The sequence below is a fragment of the Rhodoferax sp. genome, assembly GCF_034519335.1.
Lineage (GTDB): Bacteria > Pseudomonadota > Gammaproteobacteria > Burkholderiales > Burkholderiaceae_C > Allorhodoferax.
The window spans coordinates 125,051-145,814 of the sequence record NZ_JAXHOL010000028.1; the positions used below are offsets into that span (position 1 = coordinate 125,051).

The 20,764-nt window shown below is 64.4% G+C and carries 19 protein-coding genes and 1 pseudogene; all 20 read left to right on the top strand.

All coding sequences use genetic code 11. The features are described from left to right. Position 1: 1 nt before the first annotated feature. The 20 genes and pseudogenes from U5O12_RS12715 to U5O12_RS12815 all read left to right on the top strand — a co-directional run bounded on the left by U5O12_RS12715 (position 2) and on the right by U5O12_RS12815 (position 20,503). Positions 2-1,033: a glycosyl transferase family 1 gene (locus U5O12_RS12715; protein WP_322578992.1), complete on the top strand. Its 1,032-nt coding sequence runs from the start codon at positions 2-4 to the stop codon at positions 1,031-1,033. Then, positions 1,003-1,224, top strand: coding sequence for a hypothetical protein (locus U5O12_RS12720; protein WP_322578993.1), 222 nt, complete (start codon positions 1,003-1,005; stop codon positions 1,222-1,224). Before U5O12_RS12715 ends, U5O12_RS12720 begins: the two co-directional genes overlap by 31 nt. Continuing rightward, positions 1,224-2,654 (top strand): NAD-dependent epimerase/dehydratase family protein, encoded by a 1,431-nt coding sequence (locus U5O12_RS12725; RefSeq protein WP_322578994.1) that lies wholly within the window; start codon positions 1,224-1,226, stop codon positions 2,652-2,654. The genes U5O12_RS12720 and U5O12_RS12725 overlap by 1 nt, the downstream gene beginning before the upstream one ends. Before the next feature lie 93 nt (positions 2,655-2,747). Beyond that, on the top strand, positions 2,748-2,972 hold the full coding sequence (locus U5O12_RS12730) for a hypothetical protein (RefSeq protein ID WP_322578995.1): 225 nt from the start codon (positions 2,748-2,750) through the stop codon (positions 2,970-2,972). Positions 2,973-2,975: 3 nt separating this feature from the next. After that, a complete protein-coding gene (locus tag U5O12_RS12735; protein ID WP_322578996.1) occupies positions 2,976-4,199 on the top strand; it encodes an ABC transporter ATP-binding protein in 1,224 nt (407 codons plus the stop codon). Continuing rightward, on the top strand, positions 4,196-5,119 hold the full coding sequence (locus U5O12_RS12740; RefSeq protein ID WP_322578997.1) for a hypothetical protein: 924 nt from the start codon (positions 4,196-4,198) through the stop codon (positions 5,117-5,119). Before U5O12_RS12735 ends, U5O12_RS12740 begins: the two co-directional genes overlap by 4 nt. Then, positions 5,106-6,101, top strand: coding sequence for a class I SAM-dependent methyltransferase (locus tag U5O12_RS12745; RefSeq protein ID WP_322578998.1), 996 nt, complete (start codon positions 5,106-5,108; stop codon positions 6,099-6,101). Before U5O12_RS12740 ends, U5O12_RS12745 begins: the two co-directional genes overlap by 14 nt. A gap of 20 nt (positions 6,102-6,121) precedes the next feature. Next, entirely contained in the window at positions 6,122-6,739 is a 618-nt protein-coding gene (locus tag U5O12_RS12750) for an acyltransferase (RefSeq protein ID WP_322578999.1), read from the top strand. 92 nt (positions 6,740-6,831) lie between these two features. Further along, the gene (locus tag U5O12_RS12755; RefSeq protein ID WP_322579000.1) at positions 6,832-7,458 is read left to right on the top strand and encodes a lytic transglycosylase domain-containing protein; all 627 of its coding nucleotides are present in this window, start codon (positions 6,832-6,834) and stop codon (positions 7,456-7,458) included. Between the two features lie 203 nt (positions 7,459-7,661). Further along, positions 7,662-8,765, top strand: a complete 1,104-nt coding sequence (locus tag U5O12_RS12760; RefSeq protein WP_322579001.1) for a glycosyltransferase — start codon at positions 7,662-7,664, stop codon at positions 8,763-8,765. A 109-nt stretch (positions 8,766-8,874) separates the two neighbouring features. Then, a complete protein-coding gene (gene argB, locus U5O12_RS12765; protein ID WP_322579002.1) occupies positions 8,875-9,765 on the top strand; it encodes an acetylglutamate kinase in 891 nt (296 codons plus the stop codon). Between the two features lie 37 nt (positions 9,766-9,802). Continuing rightward, positions 9,803-10,495, top strand: coding sequence for a response regulator transcription factor (locus U5O12_RS12770; protein ID WP_322579003.1), 693 nt, complete (start codon positions 9,803-9,805; stop codon positions 10,493-10,495). 88 nt (positions 10,496-10,583) lie between these two features. Further along, a pseudogene (locus tag U5O12_RS21175) lies at positions 10,584-12,034 on the top strand (ATP-binding protein). A gap of 232 nt (positions 12,035-12,266) precedes the next feature. Further along, the gene (gene slmA / locus U5O12_RS12785; protein ID WP_322579004.1) at positions 12,267-12,941 is read left to right on the top strand and encodes a nucleoid occlusion factor SlmA; all 675 of its coding nucleotides are present in this window, start codon (positions 12,267-12,269) and stop codon (positions 12,939-12,941) included. 183 nt (positions 12,942-13,124) lie between these two features. After that, positions 13,125-13,871 (top strand): TetR/AcrR family transcriptional regulator, encoded by a 747-nt coding sequence (locus U5O12_RS12790; RefSeq protein ID WP_322579005.1) that lies wholly within the window; start codon positions 13,125-13,127, stop codon positions 13,869-13,871. Positions 13,872-13,876: 5 nt separating this feature from the next. Continuing rightward, positions 13,877-15,673 (top strand): acyl-CoA dehydrogenase C-terminal domain-containing protein, encoded by a 1,797-nt coding sequence (locus tag U5O12_RS12795; protein ID WP_322579006.1) that lies wholly within the window; start codon positions 13,877-13,879, stop codon positions 15,671-15,673. Positions 15,674-15,717: 44 nt separating this feature from the next. Continuing rightward, the gene (locus tag U5O12_RS12800; RefSeq protein WP_322579007.1) at positions 15,718-16,155 is read left to right on the top strand and encodes a DUF2147 domain-containing protein; all 438 of its coding nucleotides are present in this window, start codon (positions 15,718-15,720) and stop codon (positions 16,153-16,155) included. A gap of 66 nt (positions 16,156-16,221) precedes the next feature. Continuing rightward, positions 16,222-18,624, top strand: coding sequence for a 3-hydroxyacyl-CoA dehydrogenase/enoyl-CoA hydratase family protein (locus tag U5O12_RS12805; RefSeq protein ID WP_322579008.1), 2,403 nt, complete (start codon positions 16,222-16,224; stop codon positions 18,622-18,624). 154 nt (positions 18,625-18,778) lie between these two features. Next, positions 18,779-19,291, top strand: a complete 513-nt coding sequence (locus U5O12_RS12810; RefSeq protein ID WP_322579009.1) for a DUF4442 domain-containing protein — start codon at positions 18,779-18,781, stop codon at positions 19,289-19,291. A 12-nt stretch (positions 19,292-19,303) separates the two neighbouring features. Beyond that, the gene (locus tag U5O12_RS12815; protein ID WP_322579010.1) at positions 19,304-20,503 is read left to right on the top strand and encodes an acetyl-CoA C-acyltransferase; all 1,200 of its coding nucleotides are present in this window, start codon (positions 19,304-19,306) and stop codon (positions 20,501-20,503) included. Positions 20,504-20,764: the final 261 nt, after the last annotated feature.

Consider the following 20,764-nt stretch of genomic DNA (forward strand, 5'->3'; position numbering starts at 1 on the left):
CATGGCATTGAACCTTAAGAAGAAAATCTGGCGTGTCAAAGAGATGGTCCGCAAGGAGGGGGTGGTCCCCGCCCTGCGTGCCGTGGTGCGCCGCCTGCGCCAGGGGCCCGGCCGGTATGTCGATGTTTTTCGGCATTACGACTTTGCCCTGCCCTATGTGTTGCAGGCCACGCCGGGCAAGGCCGGGGTTGGAACGCTGCTGTGGTTTATTCCCGATTTCAACCTGGGCTCGGGGGGGCATCTCAATATCTTCCGCACGATCTGGCACTTGGAGCAGATGGGCTATACGTCCACCATCGTGATTGGCAAGCCTGTCATGCACCAGAATGCAGACGAGGCGCGCGACGAAATACGCGAACACTTTTTTCCATTGCAGGCCCGGGTGTTGCTGGGACTGGACCAACTGCCCCCTTGTGAGTTTGCTGTGGCCACGGGCTGGGACACGGCCTATGCGGTGCGGGCATTCACGGGTGCCCAGCACAAACTGTATTTTGTGCAGGACTACGAGCCCCATTTTTACCCGGTGGGGTCGGAATCGGTGCTTGCTGAGAACACCTACCATTTCGGGTTCTTCGGCATCACGGCCGGTGGCTGGCTGGCGCAGAAGCTGGCGCAGGAATACGGCATGACCACCCATCCGGTGGGTTTTGGCGTGGAACTCGAACGCTACCGCCGCCTGCCTCGGCGCGAGCCGGAAATTCGCCGGGTGTTCTTTTATGCCCGCCCTCCCACGCCCCGGCGTGCATTTGAACTGGGCCTGCTAGTGCTGAATGCCGTGTGGGAGCGTTTGCCCGATGTGCAGTTTGTGCTGGCGGGCTGGGACACGGCGGGCTACCACATCCCGTTTCCGCACCTGAATTGCGGCACTTTGGCGCTGGATGATCTGCCAGACCTGTACAGCCAGTGCGATGCCGCGCTGGTGCTGTCGCTCACCAATGCATCGCTGCTTCCTCTGGAGCTGATGTCCAGCGGCTGTGCCGTAGTGTCTAACCGGGGGCCAACGTGGAGTGGCTGCTCAACGACGATGTGGTGATGCTGGCGGAGTCGTCGCCCGAAAAACTGGCGGATGCCGTGTGTGCTTTGCTGCAAGACGATGCACGGCGTCACGCCATGAGCCAGCGTGCCGAGGTGTTTGCCCGGAGCCAGACCTGGGATGCTGTGGCCCGTGATTTCGAGTTGGGGCTGCAACGCGCCCGGACACAGAAACCGCGAGGCCAATCCTGATGCGTTGCGTCATTCTGGGTGGAGCTGGGTTTCTGGGGCGCCATATTGGGCGTGCCATGGCGTCTGAAGGCGCAGAGGTTTGGTCGGTAGACCGGTCATTGTCGGCTGCGGGTAGCGCTCCCTGGCTGACGGGGCAAGTGCAGGCGGATTGCTTTGACCTGGCCTCCTGGTGGGATGCTGTAGGCGGCGCCGATGTGATCGTCCACCTCGCTTCGTCCACAGTGCCAGCCACGGCCAGTGAGGACCCCATCCAGGATGTCCAGACCAATCTGGTGGGAACCTTGCGCCTTCTGCAGGAACTGCGCAAAAAGGCTGCGCGCCCCAGGTTGCTGTTTGCGTCGTCGGGCGGAGCCGTGTATGGGCGGCCGCAGTTTGTCCCGCTGAGCGAAACGCACCCGACCATGCCGATGGGGGCCTACGGGGCCACCAAGCTAGCGATTGAGCACCACCTGCGCATCGAAGAGACGCAGCATGGCCTGCCATGCCGCATTCTGCGGCTGAGCAATCCCTACGGCGAGTGGCAGCAACCCCATGGTGTCCAAGGTGTGATTGCCGTGTTTGCACACCGCGCGCTCAATGGGCAACCGCTGGATGTGTGGGGTGATGGTTCTGTGGTGCGCGATTTCGTCTATGCCTCGGATGTGGGATATGCGTTCGCAGCAGCGGCGCGCCATGAGGGGACGACCCGAATTTTCAACATTGGCGGCGGTGCAGGGCACAGCGTCAATGATATTGTGCACACCCTGGAGCGTTTGTTGGGGCATGTCCGTAGAACGGCGAGTTTTCCCCGCGCGTCCTTTCGACCCACCGGTGAATGTGTTCGACATTCAGCGTGCCCAGAAGGAGCTGTTCAGTGGGCGCCCACCATGGCTTTTGAGGATGGGTGTGGCCAAATCGGTCCAATGGCTGCGGACGGTGCCATGACGCGCCCTGTTTCCCATTCCACTGGGGTCTCATCGGCAGCGCCGCGCAATGCGCGCCAGTTGTGGGTGCTTTGGCGGTACTGGATGGTGCGCGAGTTCAAGACCCGCTATGCCGGTTCGGTACTGGGTTTTGCCTGGGCTTTTGTTCAGCCCGTTGCCACGCTGGCCATCTTCTATGTTCTTTTCGGCCTGGTGCTGGCCGTGCGGGTGCCCGGGCTGGATGTGAACAATGGCTACCTGCTGCACCTTCTGGCGGGGCCTGGCTGTGTGGTTGCCTTTCACCGATGCCATTGGCCGAGGGGTTGGGTGCTCTGGCGGCGTACGAGGACTTTCTGCGTAAGCAGCCTATGCCTGCGGAGATACTGCCGGCTGTGTCTGTTGGCGGCAGCCTGCTCGTGTTGGGTATTGGCTACGGGTTGCTGCTGGTCTTGTCGGTGGGGCAGGGTGTGGGGCCCTACGCCTCGCTGGCCTGGTTGCCTGTACTGGTGCTGGCCCAGATTGCGCTGACCTATGGCCTCACGCTGTTGCTGAGCATGGCGCATTTTCTGTGGCGCGATGTGGGCTCCATGGTGGCGTTTCGCACTACAGTTGTGGTTTTACGTGACGCCCATCGTGTACCCGCTGTCCCAGGTGCCGGAGCAGTTTCACAACTGGTTCCTGTTCAATCCTCTGGCCTGTCTGGTGCTGATGGTGCAAGGCGCGGTGTTGCACATGCCTGTGCCGCCAGGAACGCCTGTGGCCCTGGCTGTGTGGGTGGTGCTGCTCGGCGGTGGTGGGTGGTGGTTCTTCCGTTCTATGAAGTCCGCGTTGGGCGAGGCCCTTTAAGTCATGACCATCCGCTTTGAGGGCATCGAAAAGACCTATATGGTGTACGCCCGTCCCCAGGACCGCCTGTGGGAGTGGGTGACGCGCAGCCAGCGCCACCGGGTGCATGTGGCACTGACCGGTGTGGACTTTGAAGTCCAGGCGGGTGAGACGTTTGGCCTCATCGGCGAGAACGGCGCAGGCAAAAGCACTTTGCTGAAGATCGCTGCGGGCACCATCCGGCCGACGCGTGGGCAGGTAACGCAGGAGGGGCGCGTGGCCGCGTTGCTGGAACTGGGTGCGGGCTTCCACCCCGAAGAATCTGGCTACGACAACATCCGCTTCATGGCCGCCCTGCATGGCCTGGAGGGGGGCGCCATGGAGGATCTCACTGCGCGGGCGACAGCGTTCTCGGAGTTGACCAGGGAGACGCTGGAGCGGCCCGTCAAGACCTATTCCTCCGGCATGTTCATGCGGCTGGCATTTGCCGCCGCAACTGCCATTGACCCGGATGTACTGATCGTGGATGAGGCGCTTTCCGTGGGGGATCTGCATTTCCAGAAGAAGAGCCTGAACCGCATCCTGGAACTGCGAGAACGCGGTGCGACAGTGCTGTTTTGCTCCCACAACCTCTACCAGGTGCGCAGCCTTTGCCAGCGGGCCGCGTGGATCCATGGCGGGAAGATACAGGCCATCGGGGCGACCGAAGATGTGGTAACGGCCTACGAATCGCACGAGCGGCGCCGGTATGCACATTTGCGCGTCGAGTCGAATGAGGCTGTGAAAACGGACGATGCGGCCCCTGCGGCGGGCGTGTCTTCGGGGGTGCCTCTGGTGAAGATCGGTGGACTGACCATTGAAACCGGGGATGGGATCAATCCTGCACAGGTGGACTCCTTCCAGGACCTGTCGGTGGAGATCGTTGTCGAGTCTTATGCCGCCGATGCGCCATTCCATGTACTGTTTGCGATTGTCCGGCCAGACAAGGACAACGTGTTTGGTACCAGCACACAGTTTCGCGCGGAAGGCAAGCCGCTGCAGGGTGTTGGTACCCACCGCATCCGTGCGCGCTTTCCTCGGTTGTCCTTGCTGTCAGGGGAATACCTGTGGAGTGTGTATGTTCTGGATGATTCCGGCATTCAGGTGCTGGACATGGCTGAACTCATCCAGCCGTTTACCGTGCTGAACCAGAAACACCGGGAGTTTGGCGTGACCTGGCTGGAGCACGAGTGGGTGTTGGTCGAATGACGCGTGCCTGGTCTTTGGACCTGCTCTTCCCCTCCATGGCCCGTGTGCCCACGACCCTGCCCTGGCGGCTTGCTGGACGCATAGGCCGTGAATCTGCCGGTGAGCGTGAGCCATTGCTGCGCTGGCTGGAAGGTCTGTTTGCCCGGGTGTTTCCGGGGGCCACGGGGGCAGAGCACGCGCAATGGGCAAAGGCCCATTTGGCGATGCTGGCGCAGGAGATGGTGGATGCCATGGCGTTCCACCGGCTGGGCTGCAGAGGCGGGCCCGCCGTTGACCTGCAAGGGGCCGAGCATGTGAAGGGCCTCGCTCGACAGGGCAAGGGGTTCATTCTGGTGCTCAACCACTATGACCGGCTCCTGACTGCGCCGGTGGCGCTCGCGAGAGCGGGAGTCGCCACCAACGTGCTGACGATGCCGGTGCTCGACAACCCCGAGCTCCAGGCGGCACAGCGCAACTTCCTGCTGCGCAAGATCCAGGGCTACACCGCTGTGACAGGGGGGACTTGGCACACCACCAGTGATGGACTGCGCCCGGTGCACGAGAGCCTGAGGGCGGGCCAAGGCTGGGTGATTCTGGCTGATGCATGGCGGCCCGAGTTTGGTCGTCTGCGGGACCACCCGTTCCTGGGGGGGCGTTTGAGTCTGCCCACCGGCATCGAGCGCCTTGCCCAGTCCACTGGGGTCCCGTTGCTGCACGCGGTGACCTGTTCGCGAACCCCGGACAATCTGCAAGTGCGTGTCGAGCCTTTGCCGGAGAGCCCCAGGCAGGCCATTGACACAGTGGTCCAGCGTCTTGACCAAGATGTGCGGAGCCGGCCCTGGGCCTGGTGGCAATGGGGATTGTGGGATCAGATGTGGCAGCAACAGGCGCCAGAATTACAAGCAGAACCAAAGCCGGGGGACACGCATGACCAAGATTGAGCGCTACGACTACGCTTTCGAGCCGGATGGGGAGGAGTGGGCCGCTCGGTTGCTGCGCCGTGTCCCGCAGGGGGGCGGCTCCGTGCTGGAGTTAGGCCCAGGGCCTGGCGCGATGACCCGGGTACTGCTTGCGCGCGGCCATCGGGTAACGGTGGTGGAAAACGACCCGGAGGCCTTGGATGTGCTCAAGGCCCTGGGAGCCGAAGTCATCTCCGGCAATCTGGACGGTACCGATTGGTTGGATGCGATCGCCGGCCGCCGCTTCGATGCTGTGCTGGCCTGTGATGTGCTGGAGCACCTCAGGAAGCCCGAGGAGGTGCTGTCCCGCCTGAGCGAGTTTGTCGCTCCCATGGGGCGTCTGGTGATCTCCGTGCCCAACATCGCCTATGCCGGCGTGGTGGCCGCAATGCGCAATGGCATCTTCGACTACTCAGACAAGGGCCAATTGGACCGTACCCATGTCCGGTTCTTCACCCGGCGCAGCATTGAAAAGGTTCTGCTGGACTGCGGGTGGTCGCCCAGGGCCTGGGAGGCCAACCGGGTACCAGTCGAGTGCAGCGAATTTGCCTGGTACTGGAGTGCGTTGTCTGGCGAGCAGCGCCAGGCATTGTTGGCGGGCTGGCAGGATTTCGATGTCTACCAGTGGATGGCGGTGGTGACCCCCTCGGTAGACGCCTCCGCCTGGGAGTTGATCGATGCCCGTAACGCGGCAGACAAGCTGCGTGAGGACCTGCAAGCCCTGACTGTGGTGCATCAGCGTGAGCGCGCGTCACTGCTGGAGCACCAGAAGGCCTTTTCGGAAGCCAAGGACATCATCGGCAAGCTCCAGTTCGAGGCAAAGCAAATGCGTGCGGAGATGGATATCGTGCGGGCTGAAAAGACAGCGGTGGAGGCAGAACTGGCCACCAGGCTGGCTGCGCAGCCCTCTCCAGCAGGTGTTTGGTCCCGGCGCTGGCGACGACTTATGGGCCGCACCTCATAGGTGGCCATGGCGAGGGCAATATGCTGTTAGGAGTCCCCGATTTCACGCTGTCGCACGCAGGGGTGGATGCCCTGGGTGCGGACTGCCGGATTGATCCCACTGTGTCCGTGATGCGCTTTGGCCAGCGTGCCGGGGTGCTGTGCCTGGCTGACGGGGTCAGCCTGTATGCGCATACGCGCCTGGTGCTGGGGGATGTGGTCGCGGACCCCTGTGTAGGAATCCGCATTGGTGCGCGCACCATCGTGAACGTAGGGGGCTACCTATCCGGCGAGGGCGGACTGGAGATTGGCGAAGATGTGCTGATCGGGCCCCACGCCAAGCTTCTGTCTGCGGGCCATGCCATCGACGAAGGGGATGTGATCATCGCCCGTAATCGCATTACCCGGGCCAAGATCACGATCGAAGATGGTGCCTGGATAGGGGCGGGCGCCATTGTTCTGGAGGGTGTGACCATTGGCCGTGGTGCCGTGGTGGCAGCCGGGGCGCTGGTCCGGCAGGATGTACCCGCAGGGATGGTAGCGGCGGGCATGCCGGCGAGGCTGATCCGTGCGCGGCGTGGCGAGGCCTGGCCGCAGCCCGCGCTGCCCGTTACAGGGCTTCGGCGCGTTTGGTCCATTGTCAAGGGCATCTGGCGCTGAGCAGAGTGAATCGGATGCAGATGAGTACACGGAATGGAAGAAGGCGCGCATGCGGCATGCCGCGAGGGATGCTAGGTTTTGCGCGCGGAGCGATGCTGCTCGTCTCGTTGTGGGTTGTTTTCTCATCTGTCGCCTGGGCCGACGCAGTCTGGGAGTTTGTGGACGGCGATGGCGTGGTGCACATGGGAAATGGTTCCCCGCCGCCTGCTTCGCGGGGGGTGACCTGGCTCAGCCGCATTCCATCGATCAGGACGGACAAGGGTGGCAAAGAGCGCGAGCCATCAGCTCTGCAGTTTCCTGGTTTTGATGCAGCCAAACCGCACTTGGAGGCGGCAGCCCTGTCGCAGTCCCTGGATCCCGCGTTAGTGATTGCCGTGGCTGCGGCGGAGTCGGCCTTCAACGAGAAAGCAGTATCCCGCAAAGGCGCGCTGGGCCTGATGCAGGTGATGCCTGCCACCGCCGAGCGTTACGGCGTTTCTGCAGGCCGGACATCTGACGGAGACCATGCTGCCATGGAGCCTAAGGTGAATGCGCAGATCGGCACCCGCTACTTGGCCGATCTGCTGCGCATGTTCGATGGCGACAAGGAGCTGGCTTTGGCTGCCTACAACGCGGGCGAAGGTGCCGTGCTCAAGTACGGACGGCAGATACCTCCCTATCCGGAAACACAGCAGTATGTTGCCAAGGTCATGCGCATCTACCGTGCTTTGGTCCGGTAAGGCGCAGTTGCAGTGCGGACGAGACGCTGCATGATCCGCTTGAAGACCATCATGGGGTGCAGGCGCCCAATTGGACCTGAACTATTCCCATTGCCAAAATCCGTACTATTTCACGTAACAGGAGTCAATCGGTTGCCGTGCGTAGCTTTGGCTAGCGGTTTCTTGCAGGCATTTGCGCCGAGTCCGGGTACGATCGGCCGCTCATGATCTGGTTATCTGTGGTGGCATTCATCGTCGCAGCGTTGGCTGCAGGGTATATCGTGCGATGGATGCGCAGCCACGCTTCCGTGTACGGCAACGGCATGCCCCAACGCTTTCATCTGGGGGATGTTCCCCGATTGGGAGGAGCCGCGTTGCTTTTGGGCATCGGCTGCAGCTGGAGTCTTGGTGTCCTGCAGTCCTTGCAGTGGGGCGATCCCGGCTCGCTGAGGTTGGGTGCCTGGGTGTGGGGATGGCTGGTGGTGTTGCTGCCTGCAGCCCTGGGCGGCATTGCCGAAGACATGACCCAGCGCCTTTCAGTCCGGTATCGGCTGATATTGACGGGGGCGTCAGGCGTCCTGGCCGTGGTTGTGTTGAACCTGACCCTGCCCCGCATGGGCTGGCCCTGGCTTGATGCCGTGCTGGCGGCGGCCCCCTGGCTGGGGATTGCCGTTGTTGTTCTGGCTGTTGCCGGCCTGCCCCATGCGTTCAACATCATCGACGGCTACAACGGCCTGGCGGGCATGGTGGCGCTGATCGTCTGCCTGGCGCTGGCCCATGTGGCCTTGCAGGTGGGCGACCGGGCGCTGGCGGCGCTGCTGGTGTCCACCGCAGCGGCCACGGGGGGCTTTCTGGTCTGGAACTACCCGCGCGGCATGCTCTTTGCCGGGGATGGCGGGGCCTATGTGTGGGGCGTGGTGATTGCCATGGCCAGCATTTCCCTGGTGCAGCGCAATGCGGATGTTTCGCCGTGGTTTCCCATGCTGCTGCTGATCTACCCGGTGTGGGAAACGATTTTCTCCATCTACCGCAAGGCGGTGCGGGGTGTCTCGCCTGGGGTGGCCGATGCCCTGCATTTTCACCAGCTCATCTACCGCCGCATTGTGCGCGGGGTGTTTCACGACGATGAGTCGCGCCGCATGCTTATGCGCAACAACCGCACTTCGCCCTATCTGTGGGGCTTCACCTTGCTGACGGTGGTGCCTGCCGTGCTGTTCTGGAACAACACGCCGCTGCTGATGGCGTTTTGCGGCCTGTTTGTCATCAGCTACGTGATGGCCTACCTGGCGATTGTGCGGTTCAAGGTGCCCCACTGGTTGCGCCACTGAACGGCACGGCGCAGGCCTCGCGCCTTGCGAAATCCGGCGCGGGAGTGCCGCGCGAATGCGGCACAATTTGCGCCTCACCCTGTTTGTTTTCTCCGGATGGCACGCCTCCATGACCGACCTTCTTTCGATTGCCCCGCGCGACAAGGCTGAAATCCTGGCCCAGGCGCTGCCTTACATCCGCAAGTTCCATGGCAAGACCATGGTCATCAAGTACGGCGGCAACGCCATGACCGACCCGGCGCTGCAGGCCGACTTTGCCGAGGACGTGGTGCTGCTCAAGCTGGTGGGCATGAACCCCGTGGTGGTGCACGGCGGCGGGCCGCAGATCGAGACGGCGCTGAACCGCCTGGGCAAGAAGGGCGAGTTCATCCAGGGCATGCGCGTGACCGATGCCGAGACCATGGAAGTGGTCGAATGGGTGCTGGCAGGCGAGGTGCAGCAGGACATCGTGGGCCTGATCAACCAGGCGGGCGGCAAGGCCGTGGGCCTGACCGGCCGCGACGGCGGCATGATCCGCGCCCAGAAGCTCAAGATGGTGGACAACAAGAACCCTGCCATCGAGCATGACGTGGGCCAGGTGGGCGACATCGTCTCCATCGACCCCAGCGTGGTCAAGGCGCTGCAGGACGATGCGTTCATCCCCGTGATCAGCCCCATCGGCTTTGGCGAGAACAACGAGAGCTACAACATCAACGCCGACGTGGTGGCCAGCAAGCTGGCCACCGTGCTGCAGGCCGAAAAGCTGATGTTGCTCACCAACACCCCGGGCGTGCTGGACAAGGCGGGCAATCTGCTGACCGACCTGACGGCCCGCCGCATTGACGCGCTGTTTGCCGACGGCACCATCTCCGGCGGCATGCTGCCCAAGATTGCTGGCGCGCTGGATGCCGCCAAGGCGGGCGTGAACGCCGTGCACATCATCGACGGCCGGGTGCCGCACGCCATGCTGCTGGAAATCCTGACCGACCAGGCCTACGGCACCATGATCCGGTCGCACTGACTTCTGACACTTCTTTTGGACACTTCTGCGGCCTGCCATGCGCTTGCTGTTGGTCGAAGACGATGTGATGGTGGCCAGCGGCATCAAGCTGGGGTTGACCGATGCAGGCTATGCCGTGGATTGGGTCGGCAGCGGTGAGCGCGCCGAAGAGGTGCTGCGCACCGAGTCGTTCGACGCGGCCATCATCGACATCGGCCTGCCGGCCATGGATGGGCTGGAGCTGACCCGGCGCCTGCGCCGCCCCGACATGGCCAGCCCCGCCATGCCGGTACTCATCCTCACCGCGCGCGACGCTCTGCACGACCGGGTGCAGGGGCTTGACCTGGGGGCAGACGACTACATGGTCAAGCCCTTCGAGCTGCCCGAGTTGCTGGCACGCCTGCGGGCCTTGCTGCGCCGCTCGCAGGCCGCCACCACGGCGGTGCTGAGCTTTGGCCCGCTGGAGCTGGACACCGCCGGTCGCCGCGCGAGCATCCGCAGCGATGCGGGCGAACAGGTGATCGAGCTGGGGCCGCGCGAGTGGACGGTGCTGGAGTACCTGCTCATCAACGCCCCCAAGCCCGCCAGCAAGGACAAGCTCTTGCAGGCGCTGACCGGCTGGGACAAGGAGATCACGCCCAATGCGGTCGAGGTCTATGTCTCCCGCCTGCGCGGCAAGCTGGAGCCCCATGGTGTGGCGCTGCGGTCGATCCGCGGGTTTGGCTACCGGCTGGAACTCCAGGCTCCCTGACGGGGCAGCTGCCCCGGTTTTTTCTTTTTCTCGACCGCCCGCCATGCTGCTTCGGAACTCCTCCCCCAAGCGGCCCGGTTTGCGTGCCATGACGTCCGACCTGCGCACCCGGCTGCTGCTGATGCTGGTGCTGCCACTGTGTGTGCTGGCGCTGGTGGGCGTGTGGCTGGACTACCGCTCGGCCGACGAGGCGGCCGTTCGGCACGACCAGCGCCTGGTGCGGCTGTTGCCCGCGCTGGCCGATTCGGTGCTGGCGCCGCCCATCCGCGACAACGCCTCACCCCTGCTGCTGCTGGCGCCGCCGGTCGAAGACTTTCTGCGCCAGAACGCGGGTTTGCTGGTTACAGCGTGCGCGACACCTCGGGGCGGCTGCTGCTGGGCGACGACTGGGTGCACAGAGCGGTGCCCACCACCCAGGCGCCCGAGTTCCACAGCGTGGAGTTTGGTGGCGTGACCTACCGGGTGGCGGTGCTGCGTGGCCGCACCGGGGCGGGCGAGCTGGTGGTGGCGCTGGCCGACGGGTCCGACCCGCGCCAGAAATGGGCCCAGCAACTGCTGCTCAGGGTGCTGCTGCCCAACCTGGTGTTGCTGCTGGCGGCAGGTTTTGCTATCCACTGGGCGGTGCGGCAGGCGTTCAAGCCCCTGGTGGGCCTGGCCGAGGCGGTGGAGCGCCGCTCGCCGCGCGACCTGAGCCCCATCGATGAAGCCGCCTCGCCCGACGAGGTGCGCCCGCTGGTGCATTCGCTCAACCGCCTGTTCGCCCTGGTCAACGCGCAGGCCGAGGGGCAGCGCCGTTTTGTGGCCGATGCCGCGCACCAGCTGCGCACGCCGCTGGCGGGGCTGCAGGCGCAGGTCGAAGCCTGGGCCATGATGGCCAAAGCGGCAGCGCCCCCCCAGGTTTCGTTCCCGGACTTTGATCGAAAAATGCCGTTTGCGCGCGAGGACAGGGCGCAGGGTGCTATTGTTTTAGGAGTTGATCAGATCGAGAAGCTGCGCAACGCCACGCGCCGCACCTCGCAACTGGCGCACCAGTTGCTGGCACTGTCCCGGGCCGATGCGCGCAGCCTTGATGCCCAGCCGCCGCAGCGGGTGGACCTGAAGGACCTGTGCGAGTCCCTGCTGGAGAATTTTCTGGACGCCGCCACCGGCAAGGGGTTGGACCTGGGGCTGGATGTGCAGCTGGTGCACGTCACCGGCCATGGCTGGCTGCTGCGCGAGCTGCTGTCCAACCTGGTGGACAACGCCATCAAGTACACGCCTCCAGGCGGTGTCGTCACCATCCGGTGCGGACTGCGCCAGGGCCGCAGCGGCCCGCCGCGTGCCTATGTCGAGGTGGAGGATGATGGCCCCGGCGTGCCCGAAGCCGAGCGCACCCGGGTGCTGCAGCGCTTCTACCGCGTGCCGGGTGCGGGCGGCGAGGGCACGGGCCTCGGGCTGGCCATTGCGGACGAGATCGCGCGTGTGCACCGTGCAACACTCACGCTGGGCGCTGGCCCACAGGGGCGTGGGCTGCTGGTGACGGTTGTGTTCCCCCTGTAGCCCACCCTGGCACGGCGCTGCGGTCGGCGCCCGGAGGGCTGTGCGAGAATCATTTCCATACACGATTGACTTGTGCAAACAGGTGGGGCGACAGCGCACCCCTGGCGCTGACAGCCCGCCTTTCATCGCCAGTGACTGCACCAGCCGTGACGATTCTTCCTGCCTCGCTGCCCCTGCGCTTGCCCTGTTGGCAAGTGGTGGGCGCCAGACCTTACCGGAGCCCCTGTCCCGCATGTCCGAACTCTCGCCCCAGCCCGAGCCCGCGTCCACCGACGACGCGGGGGATGCCCCCGCCGCACGCAAGCGGCCCAAGCCGGGCGAGCGCCGCGTGCAGATCCTGCAGGCGCTGGCGGCAATGCTGGAGCAGCCGGGTGCCGAGCGCATCACCACCGCCGCGCTGGCTGCGCGCCTGTCGGTGAGCGAGGCGGCGCTGTACCGCCACTTTGCGAGCAAGGCGCAGATGTTCGAAGGGCTGATCGACTTCATCGAGCAGACCGTGTTCACCCTGGTGGCGCAGATCACTGGCCGCGATACCGGGGGCGGGGTGCCCGACCCGGCGCAGTCGGCCGAGGTGGGCGCCCGGCAGGCTGCGCGCATCGTGGCGCTGTTGCTGCAGTTTGGCGAGCGCAACCCTGGCATGGTGCGGGTGATGGTGGGCGATGCCCTGGTGTTTGAGCATGAGCGCCTGCAGCAGCGCATGAACCAGTTTTTTGACCGCATCGAATCCACGCTGCGCCAGTGCCTGCGCCCTGCCACGGCGGCATCGGCCACGCCCACAGTGGATGCGCAGGTGGCGGCCAGCGTGCTCACAGCCTTTGCGCTGGGGCGACTGCAGCGTTATGCTCGGTCGGGCTTCAAGCGCCTGCCGTCCGAGCACCTGGATGCCAGCCTGGCGCTGATCTTGTAAAGAACTTTTTGCCTGGCCTGCCGCAGCGGGCTGAGGCTGGGAGTGGCAGGGCAGGGCGGCTTTGCCGCGCGGTGGTGCCGCCGCAACGCGCGTTTGGGTGACCCTCCCTATTTTTTCCAGGGGTTTTGGCCATGCCCTGAAATTGCTGCAGAATAGAACGAACGTTCGTTTTTATTTGCCAGCATGCCCGCCACTTCCGAATCCAGCCCCGCCAGCCGCAGCCCGCGTGCCCGCAGCAGCACGGGCCGTGCCCTGCAAAAGGGCCAGCAAACCAAGGCGGCCATCGTCGAGGCGGCGCTGGGCCTGGCCACGCACATCGGGCTGGAGGGCCTCTCCATCGGGGCGCTGGCCGATGTTACGGGCATGAGCAAGTCGGGCGTGTTCGCCCACTTCGGCTCGCGCGAAGAGCTGCAGATCTCCGTCATCCGCGAATACCACACCCGTTTCGAGCAGGAAGTGTTCTACCCCGCCATGTCCGCCCCGCGCGGCGTGGCGCGTTTGTCGGCCCTGTTCGACAACTGGATGAAGCGCACCTCCATCGAAATCGACTCGGGCTGCATCTACATCAGCGGCGCCGTCGAATTTGATGACCGCACTGGCCCCGTGCGCGATGCACTGGCCAGCACGGTGCTGACCTGGCACGCCGCCATGCGCCGCGCCATCGAGCAGTGCAAGGTGCTGGAAGATCTGCGCGGGGATACCAATGCCGAGCAGATGCTGTTCGAGATCCACGGCCTGATCCTCGCGCTGCACTACGAAGCGCGCTTCCTGCAGACCCCGGGCTCCATGGGCCGCGCAGTGCAGGGCTTTCACAACATTCTGGCGCGCTACAGCGCCGCAAAACCAGGCGCCAGCGCAGAAGCAGCACCCGCTGCAGCTGCTGCCAAGCGCCGCAAAGTTTCCAACCAAACCACCACCTCCAAGGAGTAAACCCCATGCCTATGTACACGCCGCCCCTGCGCGACATGCAATTCGTCATGCACGAAGTGCTCAAGGTCAGCGATGAATTCAAGGCCATGCCGCCCCACGCCGAGGTGGATGTGGACACCATCAACGCCGTGCTCGAAGAGGCCGGCAAGTTCGCCGCCGAAGTGACCTTCCCGCTCAACATCAGCGGCGACACCGAAGGCTGCGTGCTGGACAAGGCCACCCACGAAGTGAAGACCCCCACGGGCTTCAAGGACGCCTATGCCAAGTACGTCGAAGGCGGCTGGGCGGCACTGTCGTGTGACCCCGCCTACGGCGGCCAGGGCCTGCCGTTCGTGCTGAACCAGTGCCTGTACGAGATGATGAACTCGGCCAACCAGGCCTGGACCATGTACCCCGGCCTGTCGCACGGCGCGTACGAAGCCCTGCACGCACACGGCACCGAAGAGCAAAAGGCCCTTTACCTGCCCAAGCTGACCAGCGGCGAGTGGACCGGCACCATGTGCCTGACCGAACCCCACTGCGGTACCGACCTGGGCCTGCTTCGCACCAAGGCCGAACCTCAGGCCGACGGCACCTACAAGATCACCGGCAACAAGATCTTCATCAGCGCCGGCGAGCACGACATGACCGCCAACATCGTCCACCTGGTGCTGGCCCGCCTGCCCGATGCGCCCAAGGGCAGCAAGGGCATCAGCCTGTTCGTCGTGCCCAAGTTCAATGTGAAGGCCGACGGCTCGCTGGGCGAGCGCAACCCCATCTTCTGCACGGGCCTGGAGCACAAGATGGGCATCCACGGCAACGCCACCGCGCAGATCGCCATCGACGGCGCCATCGGCACCATGGTGGGCCAGCCCAACAAGGGCCTGGCTGCCATGTTTGTGATGATGAACGCCGCCCGCCTGGGCGTGGGCAACCAGTCGCTGGGCCTGACCGAAGTGGCTTACCAAAACGCCCTGGCTTACGCCAAGGACCGCATCCAGATGCGCAGCCTCTCGGGCGTGAAGGCCAAGGACAAGGACGCCGACCCCATCATCGTGCACCCCGACGTGCGCAAGATGCTGCTCACCGCCAAGGCCTACGCCGAAGGCGGCCGCGCGCTGCAGATCTTCTGCACGCTGCTGCTGGACAAGGTGCACAGCCACCCCGATGAAAAGGTGCGTGCCGAATCCGAAGAGATGGTGGCGCTGCTCACCCCCATCGTGAAGGCCTTCATCACCGACAACGGCCACATCTCCACCAACGCCTGCATGCAGGTCTTCGGCGGCCACGGCTTCATCAAGGAATGGGGCATGGAGCAGTACGTGCGCGACAACCGCATCAACATGATTTATGAAGGCACCAACACCATCCAGTCGCTGGACCTGCTGGGCCGCAAGATCCTGGGCAACAACGGCGCCACGCTCAAGAAGCTGGGCAAGCTGATCGGCAAGCTGGTGGAAGAAGAGGGCGTGAACGAGAAGATGGCCGAGTTCATCAACCCGGTGGCCATGCTGGGTGACCAGATGACCAAGTTCACCACCGAGATCGGCTTCAAGGGCATGCAAAACCCCGACGAAGTGGGCGCTGCTGCGGTGGACTACCTGCGCGTGGCCGGCCACCTGGTGTTTGGCTACCTGTTCGCCCGCATGGCCCAGGTTGCGCTGCGCGAGATCGCTGCCGGCAACACCGACCCGTTCTACGGCGCCAAGCTGCAGACCGCGCGCTTCTACTTTGCCAAGCTGTTCCCCGAAACGGCGACGCTGATGCGCACGGCCCGTGCGGGCAGCAAGGTGCTGATGGACACGGATCTGGCCCTGGCCTGACCGGTGGATCTGCGGATTTCAAGCTTTTTTGGCATGGAGCGCCTATGTATAAAGCGGTAGCAGCTATTGTTTTTGTAGCGTTTGCGGCGCCCACATGGGCGCAGACAACGCCCGAAGGCCTGTGGCGCAACATCGACGACAAGACCGGCGAGGCCAAGGCCGAAATCCGGATCCGCGACATTGGCGGCGGCGTGCTGAATGGAGCGCTGGAAAAGCGCCTGTCCAAGGACGCCAAGCCCGATGAGGTCTGCGACGAATGCTCGGACGACCGCAAGGGCAAGCCCATTCTCGGGCTGGAGATCATCCGTGGCGCCAAAAAGGCCGACGGCAAAGAGGTGTGGGAAGGCGGCAAGATTCTCGACCCCGAGAACGGCCGCAACTACACCCTGCGCATGACCCCCATCGAGGGCGGCAAGAAGCTCGAAGTGCGCGGTTCGATCGGCCCGTTTGGCCGCACGCAAACCTGGATCCGCGTCCAGTAAACCCCATTCCCGTGGCCGCGCGCACCCCAGCGGTGTCGCGCAGCGCCCCAACCAGGAACCCAACCTATGTCCCGATTCCAAGTGAAAAAAGTCGCCGTGCTCGGCGCAGGCGTGATGGGCGCGCAGATTGCCGCCCACCTCGTCAACGTGAAGGTGCCCGTGGTGCTGTTCGACCTGCCTGCCAAGGAAGGCCCCAAGAACGGCATCGTCACCAAGGCCGTCGAAGGCCTGAAGAAGCTCAAGCCTTCGCCCCTGGGCGTGGCCGACGACGCGGCGTTGATCCAGCAGGCCAACTACGAAGAGCACATGCACCTGCTCAAGGAATGCGACCTCGTGATCGAGGCCATTGCCGAGCGCATGGACTGGAAGCTCGATCTGTACACCAAGATCGCGCCCCATGTGGCCAAGCACGCCATCCTGGCGTCCAACACCTCGGGCCTGTCGATCACCAAGCTGTCTGAAGTGCTGCCCGAGAGCATCAAGCCCCGTTTCTGCGGCATCCACTTCTTCAACCCCCCGCGCTACATGACGCTGGTGGAGCTGATCAACACCCCCACCACCCAGCCTGAAGTGCTCGACCAGCTCGAAGCCTTTGTCACCAGCGGCCTGGGCAAGGGCGTGGTGCGCGCGCACGACACCCCCAACTTCGTGGCCAACCGCGTGGGCATCGCCGGCATGCTGGCCACCATGAAGGAAGTCGAGAACTTCGGCCTGACCTACGACGTGGTGGACGACCTCACGGGCAAGAAGCTGGGCCGTGCATCGAGCGGCACCTTCCGCACCGCCGACGTGGTGGGCCTGGACACCATGGCCCACGTCATCAAGACGCTGCAGGACAACCTGAGTCTGGAAACCGATCCCTTCTACGAAAGCTTTGGCACGCCCGCCGTGCTGAAGAAGCTGCTGGAACTGGGCAACCTGGGCCAGAAGACCAAGGCCGGTTTCTTCAAGAAGGTCGGCCGCGACGTGATGCGCTTCGAGCTGGAAAGCGAAGAGTACGTGCCCGCTGGCCAGAAGGCCGACGAGGTGTACGGCCGCATGCTCAAGAAGCCCGCCGCCGAGCGCCTGCGCCTGCTGCGCAACGCCGAAGGCGCGCCCGGCCAGTTCCTGTGGGCCATTCTGCGCAACAGCTTCCACTACGCCGCCGTGCACCTGGCCACCATTGCCGACAACGCCCGCGACGTGGACCAGGCCATGCGCTGGGGCTTTGGCATGAAGCAAGGCCCCTTCGAGCTGTGGCAAGAAGCCGGCTGGCTCGAAGTCGCCAAGATGATTCAGGAAGACATCGACGCCGGCAAAGCGCTGTGCAAGGCACCGCTGCCCGAGTGGGTGTTCAAGGGCCCCGTGGCCGAAGCCGGTGGCGTGCACACCGCAGAAGGCTCGTGGAGCGCGTCGCAGAACAAGTTCGTGCCCCGCCGCCAACTGCCCGTGTACGAGCGCCAGATCTTCCCCGAGGCCTTGCTGGGTGAGTCCAACCTGCCCGACTGGCGCACCGCCGGTACGACCATTGCCGAATCAAAGGCGCTGCGCACCTGGACGCTGGACGGCCGGGTGCTCATCGCCAGCATCAAGAACAAGATGCACGCCATCAGCCCCGAAGTGATGGAAGCGCTGATGGAAGCGCTGGAACTGGCCGAGTCTGAGTACCAAGGCATGGTCATCTGGTCCGGCGACGCCCCCTTCAGCGTGGGTGCCGACCTGGAAGCCACCATGCCCGCCTTCATGGTCGGCGGCGCCGATGCGGTGGAAAGCATCGAGCAGGAGCTGCAGAACCTGATGATGCGCATCCGCTATGCGCAGGTGCCTGTCGTCGCAGCCCTCCATGGCATGGCGCTGGGCGGTGGTTGCGAGCTGGCCGTGTATTCGGCCAAGCGCGTGGCGCACATGGAAAGCTACATCGGCCTCGTGGAAGTGGGCGTGGGCCTGGTGCCCGGCGCGGGTGGCCTGACCTACATCGCCCGCCGCGCGGCCGAGAACATGGCCGCTTCGACGGGCAAGGACATCCTGCCCTTCCTGACCGAAGGCTTCACCGCTGCGGCCATGGCCAAGGTGGGCACCAGCGCCATTGAATCGCGCAAGCTGGGCTTCCTGCTGGACAGCGACGTCATCGTGCCCCACAAGGACGAGCTGCTGTTCGTCGCCATCAACGAAGCCAAGTCCATGGCCGCCAGCGGCTGGCGTGCACCGCACAAGCGTCTGTTCCCCGTGGCGGGCCGCAGCGGTCTGGCCACCATCAAGGCGCAGCTGGTGAACATGCGTGATGGCGGTTTCATCAGCGCCTATGACTTCAAGATCGGCGCCATGATCGCCGAGGTGGTCTGTGGCGGCGATGTGGATGCGGGTTCGATGGTGAGCGAGGAATACCTGCTCACGCTGGAGCGCAAGGTGTTCTGCCACCTGATCGCCCAGCCCAAGACGCACGAGCGCATCCTGGGCATGTTGTCCACCGGCAAGCCGGTTCGGAATTGATGATGCACCCCCTGAGTCGCTTCGCGCCTTCCCCCTCTCCTGCGGGAGGGGGACGCACCCGGTGGCCTGGCAAAGCCAGTTCCACGGGTGCACTGGGCTGGGCCGCGCCAGTATTGGGCGATGTGCGCTGCGTGCAGTGCGATGGGTATCTGGCATGAGCGCGTTGCAAGCACCTAACAAACTCCAGCGCTCGCTGATGCGCTTGGACGAGGCCCCCGCCTTCATGCGCGGCTTCGTGCAGAACATCATCCTGCGCCGGGCCGTGCCCTTCACCGGCACGGCCGGGGTGAAGTTCGTGTCGCTCACGCCCGAGCGTGTCGAGGTGCACCTGGCCAACGAGCGCCGGGTGCAGAACCACATCGGCGGCGTGCACGCCTCGGCCATGAACCTGCTGGCCGAAACGGCCACCGGCATGGTCGTGGGCATGAACGTGCGCGACGACTGCCTGCCGCTGGCCAAGGAGCTGAGCATGGCGTTCAAGAAGCGCGCCACGGGCGGCCTCAAGGCCGTGGCCACGCTCACTGCGGAGCAGCGCGCCGCCATGTTGGCCAGCGACAAGGGCGAGGTGCAGGTGAAAGTCACCGTGACCGACGAAGCCGGTGTGGAGCCGGTCGAATGTGTATTTACGTGGGCCTGGGTTCCTTCCAGCCGCCCCCCCAAGAATTGAAGGAGTTTCACCATGGCTCAAAAACAAGTCCAGGACGCCTACATCGTCGCCGCCACGCGCACGCCCATCGGGCGCTCGGGCCGCGGCTATTTCAAGAACACCCGGCCCGACGATCTGCTGGTCGCCGCCATCAAGAGCGCCATGCTGCAGGTGCCCACGCTGGACCCCAAGGCGATTGAAGACGCCATCATTGGCTGCTCGTTCCCCGAAGGCGAGCAAGGCATGAACATGGCCCGCATCGCCGTGGGGCTGGCGTTCAACCACCCCGTGGGCGGCGTGACGGTGAACCGCTTCTGTGCATCGGGTATCACCGCGCTGCAGATGGCCGCCGACCGCATCCGCGTGGGCGAGGCCGACGTGCTGATCGCCGGTGGCGCCGAGTCCATGAGCCTGGTGCCCATGGGCGGCAACAAGCCCTCGTTCAACGCCGAGATCTTTGCGAAGGACGAAAACGTGGGCATCGCCTACGGCATGGGCCTGACCGCAGAAAAGGTCGCCCAGCAGTGGAAGGTGAGCCGCGAAATGCAGGATGCGTTCGCCCTCGAATCGCACCTGCGTGCCATCAAGGCGCAAAAGGCCGGTGAGTTCACCGACGAAATCACGCCCTTCGAAATCGTGGAGCGCTCGCCCAACCTCGCCACCGGCGAAGTGGTGGAAAAGCGCCGCACCGTGAGCCTGGACGAAGGCCCACGCCCCGATACGTCCCTGGAAGGACTGGCCAAGCTCAAGCCCGTGTTTGCCGCACGCGGCAGCGTCACGGCGGGCAACAGCTCGCAGACCAGCGATGGCGCCGGTGCGCTCATCGTGGCCAGCGAAAAGGCGGTGAAGCAGTTTGGCCTGACGCCCCTGGCGCGTTTTGTGAGCTACGCCGCGCGCGGCGTGCCACCCGAGATCATGGGCATCGGCCCCATCGAGGCGATTCCTGCGGCGCTGCGGTATGCAGGGCTCAAGAGCGATGACATCGGCTGGTACGAGTTGAACGAAGCGTTTGCGGCCCAGTCGCTGGCGGTGATCAATACGCTGGGGCTGAACCCTGCGAACGTGAACCCGATGGGCGGCGCCATTGCGCTGGGCCACCCGCTGGGTGCCACGGGCGCGATCCGTGCGGCCACGGTGGTGCATGCGCTGCGTCGGCACAAGCTGAAGTACGGCATGGTCACGATGTGTGTAGGGACAGGCCAAGGCGCCGCCGGCATCATCGAGGCGTTGTAACTGGCTACTGCGCGGGCCATCTGCGTCGTTGGGCGGTGCTCGGAATCCTCACGTACAGGAAGTACGTTCCGGTTCCTGTGCTCCGTCCGCCTAGCAGCTGATCCCGCTCGCTACGCCCTGGAGGGTGGGGTGTTAAGGCAGGGGAACGGTCGGGGTAAGGCTTGAATCGCTCCCACTCAAACCGCTCGGGCTGAGCTTGTCGAAGCCAGGGTTCTGCCCTCAGCGATAGTTTTCTTTTCAAGCCGACGCAGATCGGTTTCG

What these genes read in the sequence shown, in the direction of transcription:
- U5O12_RS12795 (WP_322579006.1), top strand. Translation starts at nt 13,877, where the DNA reads ATGCCTATGTACACGCCGCCCCTGCGCGACATGCAATTCGTCATGCAC.
- U5O12_RS12760 (WP_322579001.1), top strand. Translation starts at nt 7,662, where the DNA reads ATGATCTGGTTATCTGTGGTGGCATTCATCGTCGCAGCGTTGGCTGCA.
- U5O12_RS12755 (WP_322579000.1), top strand. Translation starts at nt 6,832, where the DNA reads ATGCTGCTCGTCTCGTTGTGGGTTGTTTTCTCATCTGTCGCCTGGGCC.
- U5O12_RS12715 (WP_322578992.1), top strand. Translation starts at nt 2, where the DNA reads ATGGCATTGAACCTTAAGAAGAAAATCTGGCGTGTCAAAGAGATGGTC.
- U5O12_RS12800 (WP_322579007.1), top strand. Translation starts at nt 15,718, where the DNA reads ATGTATAAAGCGGTAGCAGCTATTGTTTTTGTAGCGTTTGCGGCGCCC.
- slmA (WP_322579004.1), top strand. Translation starts at nt 12,267, where the DNA reads ATGTCCGAACTCTCGCCCCAGCCCGAGCCCGCGTCCACCGACGACGCG.
- argB (WP_322579002.1), top strand. Translation starts at nt 8,875, where the DNA reads ATGACCGACCTTCTTTCGATTGCCCCGCGCGACAAGGCTGAAATCCTG.
- U5O12_RS12725 (WP_322578994.1), top strand. Translation starts at nt 1,224, where the DNA reads ATGCGTTGCGTCATTCTGGGTGGAGCTGGGTTTCTGGGGCGCCATATT.
- U5O12_RS12770 (WP_322579003.1), top strand. Translation starts at nt 9,803, where the DNA reads ATGCGCTTGCTGTTGGTCGAAGACGATGTGATGGTGGCCAGCGGCATC.
- U5O12_RS12805 (WP_322579008.1), top strand. Translation starts at nt 16,222, where the DNA reads ATGTCCCGATTCCAAGTGAAAAAAGTCGCCGTGCTCGGCGCAGGCGTG.
- U5O12_RS12810 (WP_322579009.1), top strand. Translation starts at nt 18,779, where the DNA reads ATGAGCGCGTTGCAAGCACCTAACAAACTCCAGCGCTCGCTGATGCGC.
- U5O12_RS12750 (WP_322578999.1), top strand. Translation starts at nt 6,122, where the DNA reads ATGCTGTTAGGAGTCCCCGATTTCACGCTGTCGCACGCAGGGGTGGAT.
- U5O12_RS12735 (WP_322578996.1), top strand. Translation starts at nt 2,976, where the DNA reads ATGACCATCCGCTTTGAGGGCATCGAAAAGACCTATATGGTGTACGCC.
- U5O12_RS12790 (WP_322579005.1), top strand. Translation starts at nt 13,125, where the DNA reads ATGCCCGCCACTTCCGAATCCAGCCCCGCCAGCCGCAGCCCGCGTGCC.
- U5O12_RS12740 (WP_322578997.1), top strand. Translation starts at nt 4,196, where the DNA reads ATGACGCGTGCCTGGTCTTTGGACCTGCTCTTCCCCTCCATGGCCCGT.
- U5O12_RS12815 (WP_322579010.1), top strand. Translation starts at nt 19,304, where the DNA reads ATGGCTCAAAAACAAGTCCAGGACGCCTACATCGTCGCCGCCACGCGC.
- U5O12_RS12745 (WP_322578998.1), top strand. Translation starts at nt 5,106, where the DNA reads ATGACCAAGATTGAGCGCTACGACTACGCTTTCGAGCCGGATGGGGAG.